The organism is Ruminococcus sp. Marseille-P328 (assembly GCF_964249465.1).
Lineage (GTDB): Bacteria > Bacillota > Clostridia > Lachnospirales > Lachnospiraceae > Blautia_A > Blautia_A faecis.
This window is the reverse complement of the sequence record NZ_CAXUBQ010000005.1, coordinates 146,328-161,845: the sequence shown is the minus strand read 5'-3', so window position 1 is coordinate 161,845 and position 15,518 is coordinate 146,328. Positions and strand designations below refer to the sequence as shown.

The following is a 15,518-nucleotide window of genomic DNA, read 5'->3' as shown; positions in this document are numbered from 1 at the left end:
TCCGATCAGATATTTATCCAACCAGATGGCGACAACTTCTTCATTTATGCTGGCAGCAAGTCCGCATTTTTAATAATTTCTTCAATCTGTTTTTCTTCCATTCCCGCTACATCAGCGATCTGAGCGATTGTATAACCCTTGCTGTGCATTTTTACAATCATTTCTTTTTTACCAATCTCAATTCCTGTCTCAATTCCAGTTTCTTTAATTTTCTGACTTAAATTACACATAACACTCACATCCTCTCTAAAGTCTTATTCCATTGGAATATCATATTCGTTTCCGATGATATTGCATTTTATCTGCCAGCCCTAATATAAAACAATGGAACCCATAATTTTGTTTTTATTTTCTTACCTTCCACACTATAGGCTGTCACATCACAAGTTTCAAATTTTTCTTGATTGCAATGGTGTTGTAGAGCATCTGCCTCTTGTTCCATAAGTGTATATGTGAAACTTTCAGAGGGCATAAGAACCTTGGCATTTTCTACTATGTGACAATCTACAAGCAATTTGTTTTTATAGCACAATTCAAAGCTCTCTAGTATAAATGGATTTTTACCTGTATTATAAATTTCAATTCCATGTTCTGATAAACTTGTTTTAGTACGGTATTCTTTATCTATCAGTTCCGTTTCTGGTGTAGAAACCATTTTAAAAGTAAGCTTTGGTCTTTCACGAAAAAACATCGTAATCTCATTGAAAATCCAGCCAACAATTACGCCTGCCAGAGTCGCTACTAATTCACGCATTTATAATCTCCTTTTGTTCAAGGAAAAGCTGTTCTCCTTTTATCTGGGAATTGATAAAAAGCCATTCAAATGAACATCCATTTGAATGACTTTTCCTTCACACAACATTATGCTGGTAGCAATTCCTCATTTTTAATAATTTCTTCAATCCGTTTTTCTTCCATTCCCGCTACATCGGCGATCTGAGCGATTGTATAACCCTTGCTGTGCATTTTTACAATCATTTCTTTTTTACCAATCTCAATTCCAGTTTCTTTAATTTTCTGACTTAAATTACACATAACACTCACATCCTCTCTGAAGTCTTCTTCCATTGGAATATCATATTCGTTTCCGATGATATTCAATTTTTCATTTACAGACAGATTCTGGGATAACAATGCTCCAAGTAATCTATGTAACTCGTATTTTTCTTCATGTTCAGGAAGCTCTTCTGCCAGTCCGATCATGACAATATTAATCAGATCCAACTTTCCCTTCCAGGCATGCGAATTGACAAGACTATCCTTTACCAGATGAATATGCTCCAAACTATTTTCCGGCATGTTCATACACACCCAGATGGAATAAACACGTTTGATATCATTATAATTTGAATTTGAAAAATCTTTTTCTTTCTGTGAAGAAATCATGCGACTCACATAAAAGATAGCTCGGTTTAAAATCTCATATTTCTCAGGCTCATCCTTTTGTGCTTCCACGTTCACAATAATCTGTGATAATCCATCTCTCATCCGTACATAAAAGATAATATCAAACCTTATAGTTCCTTCATGAATCTCCTGGTTTTCAGAATTAAAACCTACGACTCGCTGACTATCTTTTTCAACAACAGTATTCGTAAGCCCAGGTTCAACCGGAACAGTATTAATAAATGGCTCTCCTTCAATGTAAGATATTACATCTTTTGGATTCATTCCCATGAATTCATCTACTGTTTTTACCAGTATATGTGCCAGAATGCTTTTCTGACCAAGCAGTCTTTTCGCTCTCTCATCATACTGTGCATCTTTATCAGTTATGAGAATTGCATTCTTCGTTTCTGTATTCACTGGCATTACTCCTTTTCGGGTATATTCAAAAATCCTTTTCCGAATATAGTTATATTATACTCTAATTCGGCATTTGTAACAACTGCTAATTTATATACGTGATCTTGTATTATCACAGCCCAAATGAAACAGACCGAACCCTGCATAATCAATTATACTTGGTTCGGTCTTACTTTATAATAAAGCATATTGTACTTGAGATATGATCTATTAAAAAATTTTTTTCTGGTTGTTTTACTGCACGGTTTTTGCAATAATCCCATGCCATGAACCGCCATTTAATGCTACTCATAAAAATCTCCTAGCACCTTCGAAAAGCCTTAAAAGATCGCATTTAACGGACATTTTAATAGCGAAACAAATCACCGTTCCCATATGGGTGACATCTTAATAGTATCTGCGGAAGCCCTTGTTTTATGCGGGTTTGTGGCATCTTCCAAACTGTTTTGACCACTTTTTGACCACCTTTTAGTATTTTTTTATTATCAGTGTTATTTTCCATAATTTTCCTTTGTTATTTTTTTCTGGTATAGCCGGAACTTTTTCCTCTTCATATTTCTCGGAGAATTTATTAAATTCATCTGAAATATACTCCTGTTCCAAGTGTGTATAATATTCCGTCATGTTAACATGTGCGTGACCTACAATCTTGCGAACGGTAAATGGTGACATACCAGATTGATTCATTCTCGTGACAAAAGTATGCCGAAACTTATGTGGATGTACACTAAACAAATGTGGTTCCCGATTCGGCGTAGCAATCTGCTTCTTTGAGTATGTTTCCTCCAGGCGGTTCTTACTATCATCATAAAATACCGTCGTCTCATTTAAAGTTTTACAGACACGAATACGATGCTTTTCAAAATCAATATCAGACCACAAAAGTGCTGAAATTTCTCCTATGACAGCCTTACAGATCCAATAAAGTCGGTTGCTCTTTCAAAGCCGTCTACATATCCTCGGACTGTATTCGTCTTAATGCGTCCAATTTTATAAAGTTTCATCCATTCATCAAACCATTCCGAAACTTTATATTTTTTTGCTTTATCGCTGTAACCCATAATATATTTTCCAGGCCAGATTTTAAGTACATCAGCATATTAACACGTTCAAAAAAAATATTCAAGTCTCCTGTTCCTCCAGCCACTGCTCAATTTTTTTCTATGTGTAAGACTTGATTTGCAAAGTGCTGTTCATAGCGCGTACAATTTTTTTGTGTTTGCTATTATAGTAGGGAGACAGTACAAAACTGTACTGCCTCCCATAAATTTTAAATAATACGTTTCAAAGCTGTTACTTCACGGATTTCTTTCCTGATTTCACTGTAATGGTGGCAGTTCCTTTCTTCTTTGCAGCAATTACCCCCTTTGCGGATACGGTTGCTACTTTTTTGTTGCTGCTCTTGTAGGTGATTTTTTCGGTACTTGTTAACGGAAGAATCACAGGTTTTAAGGTGGCTTTCTTTTTCACCTTCAAAACAAGCTTTTTCGGGATGCCTGTAATTTTCTGCGTCCGAACGGTCGTTTTCTGGACACGGACAGGTATTTTTTTGGTGAGGCCACTGTTTAGTGTAATTGTGAGCGTGGTTTTTCCACTTTTTGTACCTGCTTTTAACTTACAGGTTCCATTTGGATTTCCGGTTACCGTGACGATTTTTGTGTTCCCCGATTTCCAGGATTTTACGAAATCGCCAGGCGCCAAACCAGTTACTTTCAGGGCACTGCTACGTTGTCTGGTTTTTAAAACAAGGCTGGACATATTTACCTTCATAGTTGGCTTTGATGATGGTGCTTGTGGTGATGGAGCCTTGGATGGCGTTGGGATTGTGGTTGGTTTTGGCGCAGTGGTCGGTTTTGGCACAGCAGTTGGCTTTGGTGTATCAGTTGGAGCTGGCGTTGCTGTGGGCGATGGCGTAATGGTCGGCGTCAATTTGTCGCGTGTAATGATAAATGATTGGGGCTGAGACCATTCACCGTAGCTGGTTTCTACATAATGGTTATATGCTCTCATGCGTACATAATACGTACAGTCTGGTTCGGCCTCAAACCAGTAAGTGAAATCTTGAGTATTATCAAGTTTTCGGTATACAGATGTATCTGCCCACTGCGAAAAATATGATGAGCTACTAATCTCCATCTCATACCCAGATACATCAGGGCATTTTTTCCAGAAAATTTTTACAGCATCAGTTTCAGAATATTTTCCTAGTTCTATGGAAAAAGATGGGATAACATCTGGTGTTTTGTCAAGTGCAATAAATTCAGCACCTATTTTTTTTGCGTCATAATCCAGTCCCCAGCCATTGTAACCATAAATAGTTTTTAAGTTTACACATCCTTCAACTGCGGAAGGATCAATAAACGGCCATTCATCCCGTGCTGCATTTTGTTCATCATATAAAAAGGTTATGGATTCCAGATTTGAACAACCGACAAATGCTTCATTTTCCAATGCATAAAAGGTGTGTGGAAGTATAATTTCACGCAAACTCGAACAGTTATAAAACGCTTTTTTTCGTATTTCAAATAAATAACCATCCAGGCTAATATTTTTTAGACTGGTGCAGCCACTGAACACTTCTTCATCAATCCAACCAAGATTCTCAGGTAAAGTTATCTCAGTTAGGTTAATACAATCTTTAAAAGCTCTACCCCAAATATATCCATCGGATATATGAGCAGTTTTTAAATTTGTGCAACTATTAAATGCATCAGCTCCAATATCTCCTACAATATTGATACTTTCCAAGCTGCTACAATACTGGAATGCTGCTTCCCCTATTCTGCAGGGTTGGGTATTAGTAAAGTGAACATTTTTTAAACTTGTGCATTCTTTAAATGCTTCCATTCCGAGCTCAATAAGCTCTTTGGGTAAAGTTATTTCTGACAAACTAACACATCCAGAAAATGCATTGTTTCCAATATCTGAAGTATTATCAGAAAACGTTACTGATGTCAGACTGATACAATTCTCAAATGCATAATTTGGAATTTTGCTTAATTCAGGATCAGCTTCAAAGATAACTGTTTTTAAAGCGGTACAACTGCAAAAAACACCTTTCCCAAGGACTATAGAATGGGGAATTGTTATTTCATCTAAGCTGACACATTCCTCAAATGCTGAATCCCCAATTTCTTTTACATTTCCAGGAATATTGATTGCTTTAAGTACGCTGCATCCTTTAAATGCATTCTCACCAATAGAACTTAATGTATCAGGCAAAAGAATTTCTTTTAAATTCTTACAATTTTCGAAAGTGCTCGTACCAATATGATTTAAATTAGATGGCATTGTTACTTTCTGTAATGAATAACAATTTTTAAAAACGTCATATGCAATTGTTTGCAAATTGGATGGAAGTGTTACTTCCTGCAATGAAGTACATTCTGCAAAACACCCGGATCCGACTTTTGTAACACTTTCGGAAAGGAATACACTCTTCAAATATGGCAGATTATAGCAAAGTAAACCACCAATACCTGTAACTCCTTCATTTACTATAAGTTTCTTAATTTCTGTTCCATGATATTCAATTACAGATCCATCTTTTTTTAACACACCCTGCCCATATGCCACCACAGTTCCATCTTCAAACAATGCTGTAGAAACAGAAGAATTTCCTGACTATCTGTCTATTTCTGTCAGTGCGCAAAACAAAATTAATATTTACCCGACAAACGCTTTTTTATTTGGCACATATTGTTGTAATATTCATATTTCAGACGAATCATTTTGCCGGATCTTTCAGGATTTCGTTCAGTCACTGCCAGGAAGTCCTATGGTATATTCAAAGGAGGACTGTTTAAAGCTACTGGATCAGCTTACTTTGCCATTTTAATTTACGCCGGCAATGAGCCATATTCCGGGCAAAATTATTGTTTTTTCGCCTTTTTTCATATATAATAAATACATTATCGCTGCGAATCACTGCAAAATATGAATGTATCAGTACACTGATTCACAGCTTCCAGATTTATTAGAAATGGAGTGTTCGGATATGGAACTAAAAAACAGAACTTTATCAAATTTTGCAGAACTGGTACGCACTGGTGAATGTAAAAAATTCAGAGGGCGTTTGAAGGTAGGCGTGGATCTTGGTACTGCGAACACGGTTCTTGCAGTTGTAGATAGTACGAATCGTCCTATTGCCGGTGTCTCTGCACCCTCCCATGCAATCCGTGACGGTGTTATTGTGAATTATTACGAATCTGTTCAGCTGGTTACAAAATTAAAAGAAGAACTGGAAGAAAAGCTGGGCACGGAGCTTCTCTATGCCGCTGCTGCCATTCCTCCGGGAGTTTCAGAAGGCAGTGTGAAGAGCATTGGATATGTATTGGAAGGTGCCGGTTTCGAAGTAACCAACATTGTTGACGAACCTACTGCGGCCGCTGCTGTATTAAAGATTACCGACGGTGCAGTTGTAGATGTGGGCGGCGGCACAACCGGCATCAGCATCCTCAAGGATGGCAAGGTAATCTATACGGATGACGAGGCAACTGGGGGCAGCCATATGACAATGACAGTTGCCGGTCATTACCGGATTCCCTACGAAGAGGCAGAGGTTCTGAAGACCACTCCGGAAAAAGAGAAGGAAATTTTTCCGGTTATTAAGGCAACGGTTGAAAAAATGGCATCCATTACCGAGAAATTTCTAAAAGGCTATGAGATACCTGCAGTTTATGTGGTAGGCGGCTCTGCAAGCTTTCAGGAATTTACCAGCGTGTTTGAGAAGAAGCTGAACCTTCCAGTTTACCGGCCGGTTCATCCCCTTTTGGTCACACCGCTTGGAATCGCTTATAACTGCCAGCTTCCACAAAAAGCTCGCTGATTCTAATAACAAAAAGCTCTATCGTATTTTGATCTGTCCAAAAGTTAGATTTTTGGTGCTTCAAAATACGATAGAGCTTTTATGTTGCAAATAAGTGAATTTCAGTTTTCTAGTATGGCTCACGCCCTGCCAGGCATTCACTTTTCAGGAGACGTTTGACAATAATCTTCTCCGGATGGGCAAGGATGGCGGCATCAAACAGATCTGTTTCTGCAGAACAGGGAAAACCATGCTTCTGTCTTTATTTGCTACCCAGGCAGTTTTTTGAAGTAACTGGTTCTTGACACATGATATCCCTTGCATTATAATACGTTTAACAATTAGGTTAAATGTTAAATAAAGGGGTGTGATGAATTTTTGGGTATACAGGATACATTAAAAGCACTGGCAGATCCAATACGACGTGAGATTTTGAACTTATTGAAGAATGGGCGGCTTTCAGCCGGAGAAATATGCGCACATTTTTCAGTAACGGGAGCATCCATATCAAGACATCTGGCAATATTGAAGGAAGCTGATTTGATCCGAAACCAAAGAGAAGGAAAGTTTATTTATTATGAATTAAACACTTCCGTATTGGAAGATGTCATGCTGTGGATCACAAATTTGAAAGGAGCATCAGACGATGAAGGAAATGATAAAAAAATATAGAGGTTCATTAATCAGCTCTATACTGGTAATTTTTGTAGGAGTCCTGGTCGGTTTTACGAGTACACACGGTAAATGGATAAATGTATTTTTTTTAGTAACGCACTGTATATTTGTAGCAATCATATTTTATGATAACAGAAGCCGACAACAGAGCCCTAAAGTTATAGGAATGGCTATATGGATGATACCTGTTATTACATTGCTCTATAATGGCATTGCCAGATTGGTAAATACCGGGGCAGATATGGAGAACCTGTTTATGGCATTCATGTATTATGGAACAGGCTTACTGTTCATGGTTATAGGAAATTATCTGCCAAAGGTAAAACAGAACAATACGATAGGGATCCGGGTTATATGGACATTGCAGGATGAAGAAAATTGGAATGCAACTCATAGATTCAGTGGAAAACTATGGATGGCATCAGGTATTCTGTGTATGCTTTGTGGTCTTTTTGAGGAAAGTATGGCTGCTCTTGTTTTGTATATCGTAAGCATTATGGCAGCTGCAATCATCAGCATTCTCTATTCTTATCTCTTTTATAAGAAAAAGATAGCGACCGGAGAAAAATTAAAAATTCAGTATAACAAAAAAACAATTGGAGTATCAGGTATCATAGCCATTTTAACCATTATATTCGGTATATGGACGTTGTTTTTGGGAAGTATTGAGATTCGTTTCGAGGATAAAGATTTTACTATTGAGGCACAAGGCTGGAGCGATTATACAGTAGACTATACGCAGATTGACAGTATCTCATATGAAGAAAATTCATCTCAGAGCTGGAATGATTATAGAACCAATGGTTTAGGAAATCTTAAATATGCTATGGGAAATTTTAGAAATGATGTCTATGGAGATTATATCCGGTATACCCATTCATCCTGTCATTCATATGTAGTCATGAGTATAAATGGAAAAATATTGGTCGTAAATGGTGCAAATGATTCAGCGACAAAGGAAATCTATCATACTATTAGCGAAAAGATGTCAAATGAATTAGAATAACATCAGTTACAAAAAAGCTTGACCACAACAATTCTGCAAATAAAAAAGAAACTGTCGGATAATTCCAGGCAGTTTCCTTTTTTACGTTACTACTATTATCCCTCTGATCCTCATTACAGCCATTGTTCCTTTGACCTGCTATAACAAAATGGCACAAAAAGCATTGATTTTATAGACCAATTAGTCTATTCTAAAATAACTACAACAAAAATATTCTTGGAGGGGTATATGACGAAAGCTCTGACTAATTATGATAAAATAAAAATTTCTACAGCACATGTTTTCCTGCAATATAATCAGGCTACAATGATACATAAATATTCATTAGATTACAATTCTGACTGGTTATATATTACTTTTATTAACCGTACCTATCGTATTAATCGAAAAACGGGAAGTGTTCAGTGGTCAGATAATGATTTTGAAATAATTCATGAAGCCAATCACAATGAAGCAATGACTATTTATGATGTTTTATGTTATTCAAAGGATAGATGCCATCTGTCACATGAATTTATAAACATAAACAGCCTTTCCTCTGTCCGAACAGGAAATCTCTCAACGAGCAGCGGATTTTTTCAGAATACCGCTGACTTTTTTAACGGAAAAACCGTTGAATTGCGTAATGCCTGTATAGCACTTTCCGGAAAGGAACTGGAAAAAGGAGATGTTGCTTTTAAATTAAATCTTTTTCCTTTTTTGCCGATTATCATTCGTTTCTGGGAAGCTGATGATGAGTTCCCGGCAAGTCTTCAAATTCTTGCAGACAGGAATACTTTAGATTACATGCATTATGAAACGCTTATGATTAGCGCCTATTAGGAAAACACACTGTCAAAGGGGTTTGTAGCGGGGGTTAGCCCGCTACTGCGGTATCTTCCGTAGTGTTAATTTCAATGTACTCTGCAATCTTGCGGAGCTCGTCAGCAAATTTGAATTTCACGCTGATATTGCCGTTTTCATAGACCTTGATATAGTCCACAAGCTCAACCAAGATTTCCCGATTGAGGGCTTCAATGTTTTGATACTTCATAAAGGCTACCAGTGCAGGATGCTCGTTGTCTACACCGTTTGCCAGTTCTGCGCGTTCAGCGTTCAGCCGGGTAAGCACCGCGGAAATATCAGAAGTCTGCCGTTCATAGTCAGCCTTCATATCCCGGTATTCCTGCTGGGTGATTTCACCGTCTTTCCAGTCCTGATAAAGAGATTGCTTGTAGCGTGTTATCTTTGTCAGTTCCCGCTCTTTTGCAGCTATCAGATCGTCCAGTCGGTAAGACTGGCTTTTTTTGATTGGAGCGGAATTGATCTGCGTGACGATTTCCGAGTAGGAAACAGCCAAATGTACCTGATGCTGTACAGCGAACAAAACAGCAGCCTCCAGCCGTTCATGCTTGATTGAGTGCATGGTGCAGGCTGTCCGGGAACGGTTCTTGTAGGTTGAGCAAGAATAATATACATTGTTGTTCTTGCCAACGCATCGGGTAATGGCCCGCCCGCAATCGGCACATTTCAGAAAGCCGCTGAATAAATGTACCTCACGGCCTTTCGGGGAAGTACGGGTATCACGCTGTAAGAGAGCCTGTACCTTATCGAAAGTTTCATAGTCGATAATGGCCTCATGCGTTCCAGCGACTTCTACCCATTCCTCACGGGGAACCGCTTCAATCTGGTGTACCTTGTAGCTTTTCACCCGGCTCCGGCCTTGGGCCAAGTCCCCGGTGTAGGTCGGATTGGTAAGAATGGAGTGGATCATGCGGGCTCCCCACATAGGATCGTCATACCCTCTTGTCGAAACAGGCAAGCCCTTTTGTACCTTGTAAGCCGAGGGGCTCGGTACGCCGTGTTCGTTCAGGTACAACGCGATAGCACGTTTTGATGACCCTTGAATAAGCATTGTGAAAATGAGTTTGACATTTTCAGCAGCATCGGGATCAACAATCAGCCTGTGCTTGTCCTTTGGGTGCTTTACATAGCCGTAAGGAGCAAATGCTCCGATATACTGGCCGTTGCGCCGTTTGTAATCAAATACCTGCCGGATCTTTTTGGAAGTCTGATAGCAGTAATTATCGTTCATCACATTTGTAATGGGAACGATGATATTTGAAACGCTGTCGGGGTTCTTGTAGCTGTCCACATTCTCAGCAAGGCTGATAAAGCGAACACCCATTTGAACAAACAGGTTGTCGATCAAACTTCCGGCATCGCTATAATTTCGTGCGAAGCGGGACAGGTCTTTTACTATAACGCAGTTGATTTTACCACTCATGACATCCGCCAAGAGCCGTTGAAAATCTTCACGGTTGGCGTCCGTTCCAGTATGACCATCATCCACATATTCCGTGATGCTTTCAAACTCGTCAATGTTGCGTCGGTAAAAATCGTTCAGTAGGTCACGCTGGTTCTTTACGCTGTTGCTATCGTCTTTTCCTTTTTTCAAATCTTCCTTTGAAAGCCGGATATAGATGCCCAGCCGCCAGCGGCGGATTGTGTAAGAGGGAGAGAAACTCTGCTGATACCCTCTGTTTTTTGCTCGTGCCATTGTTCCTCCTTCCCTATCACATTACACTTATATTATAACTCTGTCCGGGGAGGACAACAAGGATGCCTCCGCTTCGGGACACTTTGTCTCGAAGAAGCAAAACGAGCTGTAACCGAAGTTACAGCCCGCTTCTTTGCCGCAGCAGGAAATCAGTCAGCTTGTCTTGGAGAGATGGCCCGCTTTCAGCAAATTCAATTTTCACGCCAACACCACCGATGCAAAAGCAGTATGGATTTTTGACAGTCTGCAAAAATCGAGAGATGCGCTCCTTTCGGGAAAGCGCATTGTCAAAGGTCATACCGCTCACATCAGGCAGGGACTCGGCAGCCACCGCGCCAATGTCAACGCTTCTCATTTGTTCAAGTTCCTGTGTAGTTAATTTCACGGTAAACCTCCTTCGCAGATTGATAGAACGCCTCCCGCTGTTTGGTGGGGAAACGCAACAGGCCAGCACCACCGGGATGCTGGCCTGTTGCCTTACTCCACCTTGGGACACTTTGTCTCGAGGTTTATTATAGTTTTTGAATATTAGAGAGCGCCGCACATATTTACTTGGCCTGTCCAAAGACAATCGTTATTTTCTGTGCGGCGCTCTCAACGCAAGTAAAGCGACAAGCCCGGAGGAACAGGCAGCCAACCTGTTCAGCGCCGGATCATGGCCTTGGGATGGCCGGGCCCATTTACAGTGTTGGTGTTGTTCGCTCAATCTCTTTTGGGAAATGTCACCGCGCACCCACCGTCTGGCTCCACGTACTTACTCAGGGTTGCCGTTATTCCCTCGCGTTAGGAAGAAAACCTCCTCTCATAAACCGAGACATTTTTTCATCAATTCCAAGTGGGTTAAGAAGAAAAAATCAAAAAGTTTTTTTCATGCGTTCAAGGCCACGCTTGATCGACTGGCGAATAGACTCCTCATGTACGCCCTCGGCCTCGGCAATTTCCTTAATCGACTTGCCAAGAATGATATGTGCGTCAATTCTGCGGCCCTGGATCTCCGGCAGAGAATTGAGAGCGTTCCACAGACGAAGAAAGGTTTCCATCCGTTCAAGGAGCTCCTGCGGGGTCGGCTCATGCAGGCAAGCGGAATATTCAATCCCGTCATCGCAGTCCAGAGAATACTGCGCCTTGTGCCGGGAGAGCCGCCGCTGGTAGGCCATTTCATAGCGGGCATCGGCCTTGAATACCTCGGCCACCTCGTCAGAAACTTCGATAAGCTGATCCTGCGTGTACCAATAATAAAAATCTTTCAAATTGATAGTAGTCATCGTAAAATCCTCCATTTCAGTTTGTTCGGGGTTGGTCGGAAACGAAATGGAGCAACGGCGGAGAACGGCACCGCACCTCGGGACACTTTGTCTCGAAGTCTGGAAAGCAAAATGCGCCTGCGCGACACGAAGCCGCACAAGCGCACGAAAATATATTATCGGTTATGTACTGTTTAATTTCACATTCAAAGCCGGACTGCTCCGATGGAGGAGCTACGCTTTTTTTAACTGGTGCAGATCATGGATACTGCGAAAAAGAGAAAAGGACACGGCAAAATAACCTCCAATCGGCTACCGTGTCCCTGCAAGTCGTCATAGGATTGTGTAAACGCAAAGAAACGGCGGCTCTGAAATCAAAGCCGCCGTTTCAAATGGGCGTGTCAAATTGTCTGCTCTACGACGGCTTTTTTTCTTTTGCCGTCGTCCGGCAGAGTATTATTCAATATTTAATTCAATGTTTCCAGTGAAATTCTCACATTCAATGCCAATATAATTTCCACCATCAGGAAGTGTAATTGTGTCACTATAAGTTCCGGTTGCCTCAATCAACGTGACTGCTTCATCAGATCCAGAAATCCAAAATACTTTTGCAGTACCTTCCGTAATCTCCAAGGTGCAATCAATGGACAGCTCCTTACCGGCTTCTCTCTTTATGGAAGTTCCTCCGAACAAATACTCTGTACCTGAAAAGTTCGCATAATCAGCCGTATAAGTCCCTGTATAATCATCAATTCCTTTTTCTTTTTCCCCTTGCAGTGACGATTTCCCTGTCAGTTCTATGGAGCCCGCAGATTGAACAATGTTATTGTAATGATTGAGAATTTCATCTTTTGAACAGCCAGCAAGCATAAAACTTCCCACAAGGACGAATGTTAATGCTAAAACTATTTTCTTCATAAAATCATCACCAGCCTTTCTTTGGAGCTACCTTTTTGGCCTTTTTCTTTGTTTGGGTTGCTTCTCGTTCTTTCATGCACAAAATCAAGATGGCAGAAATAACGACAGCAAGCGCAAGACTGCAAGAACAGGTTCCGATATTCCAGTTGACTGCGGTATCATAGCTGCGGTAGCCTACCATTCCAAGACTTGCGGTAATCGGATAGAGGTTTGCTAATGTCATATTTCCTGCGGCAAACATCCCTCCATATCCATAGACAAAAGCAATGATTACACCGACTAAAAAGCTGCCTGCCCTCCGACAAGTAAGAGCGATAATCGGCAGAACCGCAAGATATAAAAAGAAATTAACCGCAGTAATCTGCAAAGCTGCTTTTAGAGCTAAGGAAATCTCAAAGCCGGGAAATCCCACAATCATTTCTGCTATGATTGTAAACAGACTGCATATCAGCCCGAAAATAATAGACAATACGCCGCACACAATCAATTTTCCGGTCAACAGTTTCTTAAAAGAGATCGGCACAGTCAGAATATTTTTCAATGTGTCATCCGTCTGCTCACGAGAAATCATATATCCAGCAATTAGGCTGATACACATCGGAAAAATCATGGACATATTGTTTTTGATGACCTGTTCTGTAAGATAGGCAAAATCCCAAACGGAACCATCATTCGCCATAGAGGTAAACAAGGTCAGCAGGACGGATAGGAGCATGAGTGCAACGCCCGCCCAAAGGATATGATACCTTTTCAATTTATAAAATTCTGTTTTTACAATGCGAACCATGTTTATTCCCCCCTCTGCTTATATAATCTGTCAATCAGTAAGAACGAAACGAATGCCATGATACCAAGAATGAATACAACTTGAAATGTTGAGGGAATTAGCCCTGTCATTTGCTCCAAGTCCATTTTTATTCCATGAGCCGCCATATCTCCCGCACTCCAAAATGTAGTCAGTGGCGTGGGCAGAAGCCATAACATAGTTTTAGGCAGTGTGTCAAACAATGCCGTAGCACTCATGTTCAGAACGCTGTAAAAGACACACAACAAAATGGAAAAAACATAGGTCTTACTGAAAAAGACAACAAGAACAATCAACGGGAGTGTTCCTGCCGTAATGAAAATTCCTGTTTCAACCGCTAAAAACAATTTATAGCCTATTCCATAAACTTCTAATGTTCCAAATCCGCAAAGAATTGTTGCAATGGTAGAAGCCACACAAAAAACAATTCCAAAAAGAAAGAGGACAATAATCTTTGCAAGCACCATTTGCGTGCTGGTTACGGGAATTGTACGCAGATTTTTGAATGTATCGTTGTCGCGTTCCATAAAGAACAGGATAGCGGCAATCACTCCAATAATGCAGGGCAGTAAAAACTGGATACCATATCCCAACACCATGTTAAATAGTCCGTCAAAAGCATCTGCCCGATCTGTATATCGCTCCATCATAGAGGGCGTTGTCATCAGATAAGTCAGCGGGATTGGAAACAGGAAAGCAGCCAGAATAATAAGCGGAATAAATTTCTTCCGTTTCAATTTCAAAAATTCGCATTTGATTAGTTTAAGCAATTCCTTCGCCCCCTGTCACACGCTTGAAGTAATCTTCAAGACTTTCTTCACAAGTATGCGCCTCCGATACCTCCAATCCGTTTTCTACAAAGGCAGTTACAATTTTCCCCACAGGCAGATCAAGGTTGTGCAGGCGCAGATTGTGGTCGTCCTGTATGGAGAAATGGTTTTCATGGAAATTGCGTTCCAAAATTCTTGCCGCCTGTGCAGTATCAGAGAGCGTAAAACGGATATGCTTACTGCTTTTTTGCTCCAGCTCAGCAAGGCTTTCTTCTTCCAGCAACGCGCCGTGGTCGATAATTCCAATATCGTCAGCCAGCAAAGAAATCTCCGAAAGAATGTGACTGGAAATCAAAATAGTTTTTCCTCTTGCGTCGCAAAGCTCCCGAATAAAGGAGCGTACTTCTGCAATACCGATGGGATCGAGGCCGTTGATCGGCTCATCCAAAATCAAAAGCTCCGGATCGTGCATAACGGCAAGGGCGATGGCAAGCCGCTGCTTCATACCAAGAGAATACTGTGAAAAGAGCTTTTTATCTTTGTAGGGCAGTCCTACCAGATCCAGAGCATCTTTGATAGCATGATTGTTTGGTACACCCCGCAGAGTAGCAAAGATACGCAGGTTCTCTGTGCCGGTCAGATTGGGATAAAAACCAGGGGACTCAATCAAACTGCCAATGCGGGGGAGCAACTTCTTTTCATTCCCTTGCAAAGACGTTCCCCAGATTTTGACCTCACCGGAAGTAGGCTTCGTTAAACCCAACAGCATTTTCATGGTAGTGGTTTTTCCGGCTCCGTTTCTGCCCAGCAGACCATAAATTCTCCCACGCTTGACATGGATATTTAAGTCAGCCACACTCTTTTGTGAGCCGTATTGCTTCGTCAGATTTTTTGTTTCAATGATATAATTTGTATCCATATTCAAAACCTCCTGTTCTGTAAGGTATT

17 protein-coding genes are annotated in these 15,518 nt (G+C 40.6%); 4 read left to right on the top strand and 13 right to left on the bottom strand.

Annotated elements, in window-relative coordinates; translation table 11 throughout:
- Nucleotides 1–44: 44 nt before the first annotated feature.
- The 6 genes from ACESTK_RS05660 to ACESTK_RS05635 all read right to left on the bottom strand — a co-directional run bounded on the left by ACESTK_RS05660 (nt 45) and on the right by ACESTK_RS05635 (nt 5,364).
- Entirely contained in the window at nt 45–230 is a 186-nt protein-coding gene (locus tag ACESTK_RS05660) for a hypothetical protein (RefSeq protein ID WP_173717810.1), read from the bottom strand.
- Between the two features lie 68 nt (nt 231–298).
- Nucleotides 299–754, bottom strand: a complete 456-nt coding sequence (locus tag ACESTK_RS05655; protein WP_118584190.1) for a hypothetical protein — start codon at nt 752–754, stop codon at nt 299–301.
- 107 nt (nt 755–861) lie between these two features.
- Entirely contained in the window at nt 862–1,812 is a 951-nt protein-coding gene (locus tag ACESTK_RS05650; protein WP_202017067.1) for a PD-(D/E)XK nuclease family transposase, read from the bottom strand.
- A 462-nt stretch (nt 1,813–2,274) separates the two neighbouring features.
- Nucleotides 2,275–2,688, bottom strand: coding sequence for a tyrosine-type recombinase/integrase (locus tag ACESTK_RS05645; protein ID WP_195991006.1), 414 nt, complete (start codon nt 2,686–2,688; stop codon nt 2,275–2,277).
- 17 nt (nt 2,689–2,705) lie between these two features.
- The gene (locus tag ACESTK_RS05640; RefSeq protein ID WP_195991007.1) at nt 2,706–2,867 is read right to left on the bottom strand and encodes a hypothetical protein; all 162 of its coding nucleotides are present in this window, start codon (nt 2,865–2,867) and stop codon (nt 2,706–2,708) included.
- Nucleotides 2,868–3,099: 232 nt separating this feature from the next.
- On the bottom strand, nt 3,100–5,364 hold the full coding sequence (locus ACESTK_RS05635; protein WP_373119075.1) for a leucine-rich repeat protein: 2,265 nt from the start codon (nt 5,362–5,364) through the stop codon (nt 3,100–3,102).
- A gap of 439 nt (nt 5,365–5,803) precedes the next feature.
- Between ACESTK_RS05635 and eutJ the strand changes: the two genes are divergently transcribed.
- The 4 genes from eutJ (at nt 5,804) to ACESTK_RS05615 (ending at nt 9,116) form a co-directional block, all read left to right on the top strand.
- Nucleotides 5,804–6,634, top strand: a complete 831-nt coding sequence (eutJ, locus tag ACESTK_RS05630) for an ethanolamine utilization protein EutJ (protein ID WP_118584025.1) — start codon at nt 5,804–5,806, stop codon at nt 6,632–6,634.
- 357 nt (nt 6,635–6,991) lie between these two features.
- Complete coding sequence (locus tag ACESTK_RS05625) at nt 6,992–7,285, top strand: autorepressor SdpR family transcription factor (protein WP_187564839.1); 294 nt, start codon at nt 6,992–6,994, stop codon at nt 7,283–7,285.
- Entirely contained in the window at nt 7,260–8,294 is a 1,035-nt protein-coding gene (locus tag ACESTK_RS05620; RefSeq protein ID WP_373119071.1) for an SdpI family protein, read from the top strand. The genes ACESTK_RS05625 and ACESTK_RS05620 overlap by 26 nt, the downstream gene beginning before the upstream one ends.
- 228 nt (nt 8,295–8,522) lie before the next feature.
- Entirely contained in the window at nt 8,523–9,116 is a 594-nt protein-coding gene (locus ACESTK_RS05615) for a DUF3786 domain-containing protein (RefSeq protein ID WP_373119068.1), read from the top strand.
- Between the two features lie 34 nt (nt 9,117–9,150).
- Here ACESTK_RS05615 and ACESTK_RS05610 read toward each other — a convergent pair whose 3' ends face one another.
- The 7 genes from ACESTK_RS05610 to ACESTK_RS05580 all read right to left on the bottom strand — a co-directional run bounded on the left by ACESTK_RS05610 (nt 9,151) and on the right by ACESTK_RS05580 (nt 15,489).
- Entirely contained in the window at nt 9,151–10,833 is a 1,683-nt protein-coding gene (locus tag ACESTK_RS05610; RefSeq protein ID WP_117804795.1) for a recombinase family protein, read from the bottom strand.
- A gap of 118 nt (nt 10,834–10,951) precedes the next feature.
- Nucleotides 10,952–11,218, bottom strand: coding sequence for a DUF6870 family protein (locus tag ACESTK_RS05605; protein ID WP_007884026.1), 267 nt, complete (start codon nt 11,216–11,218; stop codon nt 10,952–10,954).
- 469 nt (nt 11,219–11,687) lie between these two features.
- Nucleotides 11,688–12,098 (bottom strand): sigma-70 family RNA polymerase sigma factor, encoded by a 411-nt coding sequence (locus tag ACESTK_RS05600; protein WP_014080198.1) that lies wholly within the window; start codon nt 12,096–12,098, stop codon nt 11,688–11,690.
- A gap of 435 nt (nt 12,099–12,533) precedes the next feature.
- Nucleotides 12,534–12,995, bottom strand: coding sequence for a hypothetical protein (locus ACESTK_RS05595; protein ID WP_029732360.1), 462 nt, complete (start codon nt 12,993–12,995; stop codon nt 12,534–12,536).
- A gap of 7 nt (nt 12,996–13,002) precedes the next feature.
- The gene (locus ACESTK_RS05590; protein ID WP_002594767.1) at nt 13,003–13,782 is read right to left on the bottom strand and encodes an ABC transporter permease; all 780 of its coding nucleotides are present in this window, start codon (nt 13,780–13,782) and stop codon (nt 13,003–13,005) included.
- Between the two features lie 2 nt (nt 13,783–13,784).
- Nucleotides 13,785–14,570 (bottom strand): ABC transporter permease, encoded by a 786-nt coding sequence (locus ACESTK_RS05585; RefSeq protein WP_110441872.1) that lies wholly within the window; start codon nt 14,568–14,570, stop codon nt 13,785–13,787.
- Entirely contained in the window at nt 14,563–15,489 is a 927-nt protein-coding gene (locus tag ACESTK_RS05580) for an ABC transporter ATP-binding protein (protein ID WP_270514041.1), read from the bottom strand. The genes ACESTK_RS05585 and ACESTK_RS05580 overlap by 8 nt, the downstream gene beginning before the upstream one ends.
- Between the last annotated feature and the right edge of the window lie 29 nt (nt 15,490–15,518).

Bases quoted from the DNA above. Each gene is read 5' to 3' on its own strand.
- ACESTK_RS05660 (WP_173717810.1), bottom strand. From the start codon at position 230: ATGTGTAATTTAAGTCAGAAAATTAAAGAAACTGGAATTGAGACAGGA.
- ACESTK_RS05655 (WP_118584190.1), bottom strand. From the start codon at position 754: ATGCGTGAATTAGTAGCGACTCTGGCAGGCGTAATTGTTGGCTGGATT.
- ACESTK_RS05650 (WP_202017067.1), bottom strand. From the start codon at position 1,812: ATGCCAGTGAATACAGAAACGAAGAATGCAATTCTCATAACTGATAAA.
- ACESTK_RS05640 (WP_195991007.1), bottom strand. From the start codon at position 2,867: ATGGGTTACAGCGATAAAGCAAAAAAATATAAAGTTTCGGAATGGTTT.
- eutJ (WP_118584025.1), top strand. From the start codon at position 5,804: ATGGAACTAAAAAACAGAACTTTATCAAATTTTGCAGAACTGGTACGC.
- ACESTK_RS05620 (WP_373119071.1), top strand. From the start codon at position 7,260: ATGAAGGAAATGATAAAAAAATATAGAGGTTCATTAATCAGCTCTATA.
- ACESTK_RS05615 (WP_373119068.1), top strand. From the start codon at position 8,523: ATGACGAAAGCTCTGACTAATTATGATAAAATAAAAATTTCTACAGCA.
- ACESTK_RS05610 (WP_117804795.1), bottom strand. From the start codon at position 10,833: ATGGCACGAGCAAAAAACAGAGGGTATCAGCAGAGTTTCTCTCCCTCT.
- ACESTK_RS05600 (WP_014080198.1), bottom strand. From the start codon at position 12,098: ATGACTACTATCAATTTGAAAGATTTTTATTATTGGTACACGCAGGAT.
- ACESTK_RS05595 (WP_029732360.1), bottom strand. From the start codon at position 12,995: ATGAAGAAAATAGTTTTAGCATTAACATTCGTCCTTGTGGGAAGTTTT.
- ACESTK_RS05590 (WP_002594767.1), bottom strand. From the start codon at position 13,782: ATGGTTCGCATTGTAAAAACAGAATTTTATAAATTGAAAAGGTATCAT.
- ACESTK_RS05580 (WP_270514041.1), bottom strand. From the start codon at position 15,489: ATGGATACAAATTATATCATTGAAACAAAAAATCTGACGAAGCAATAC.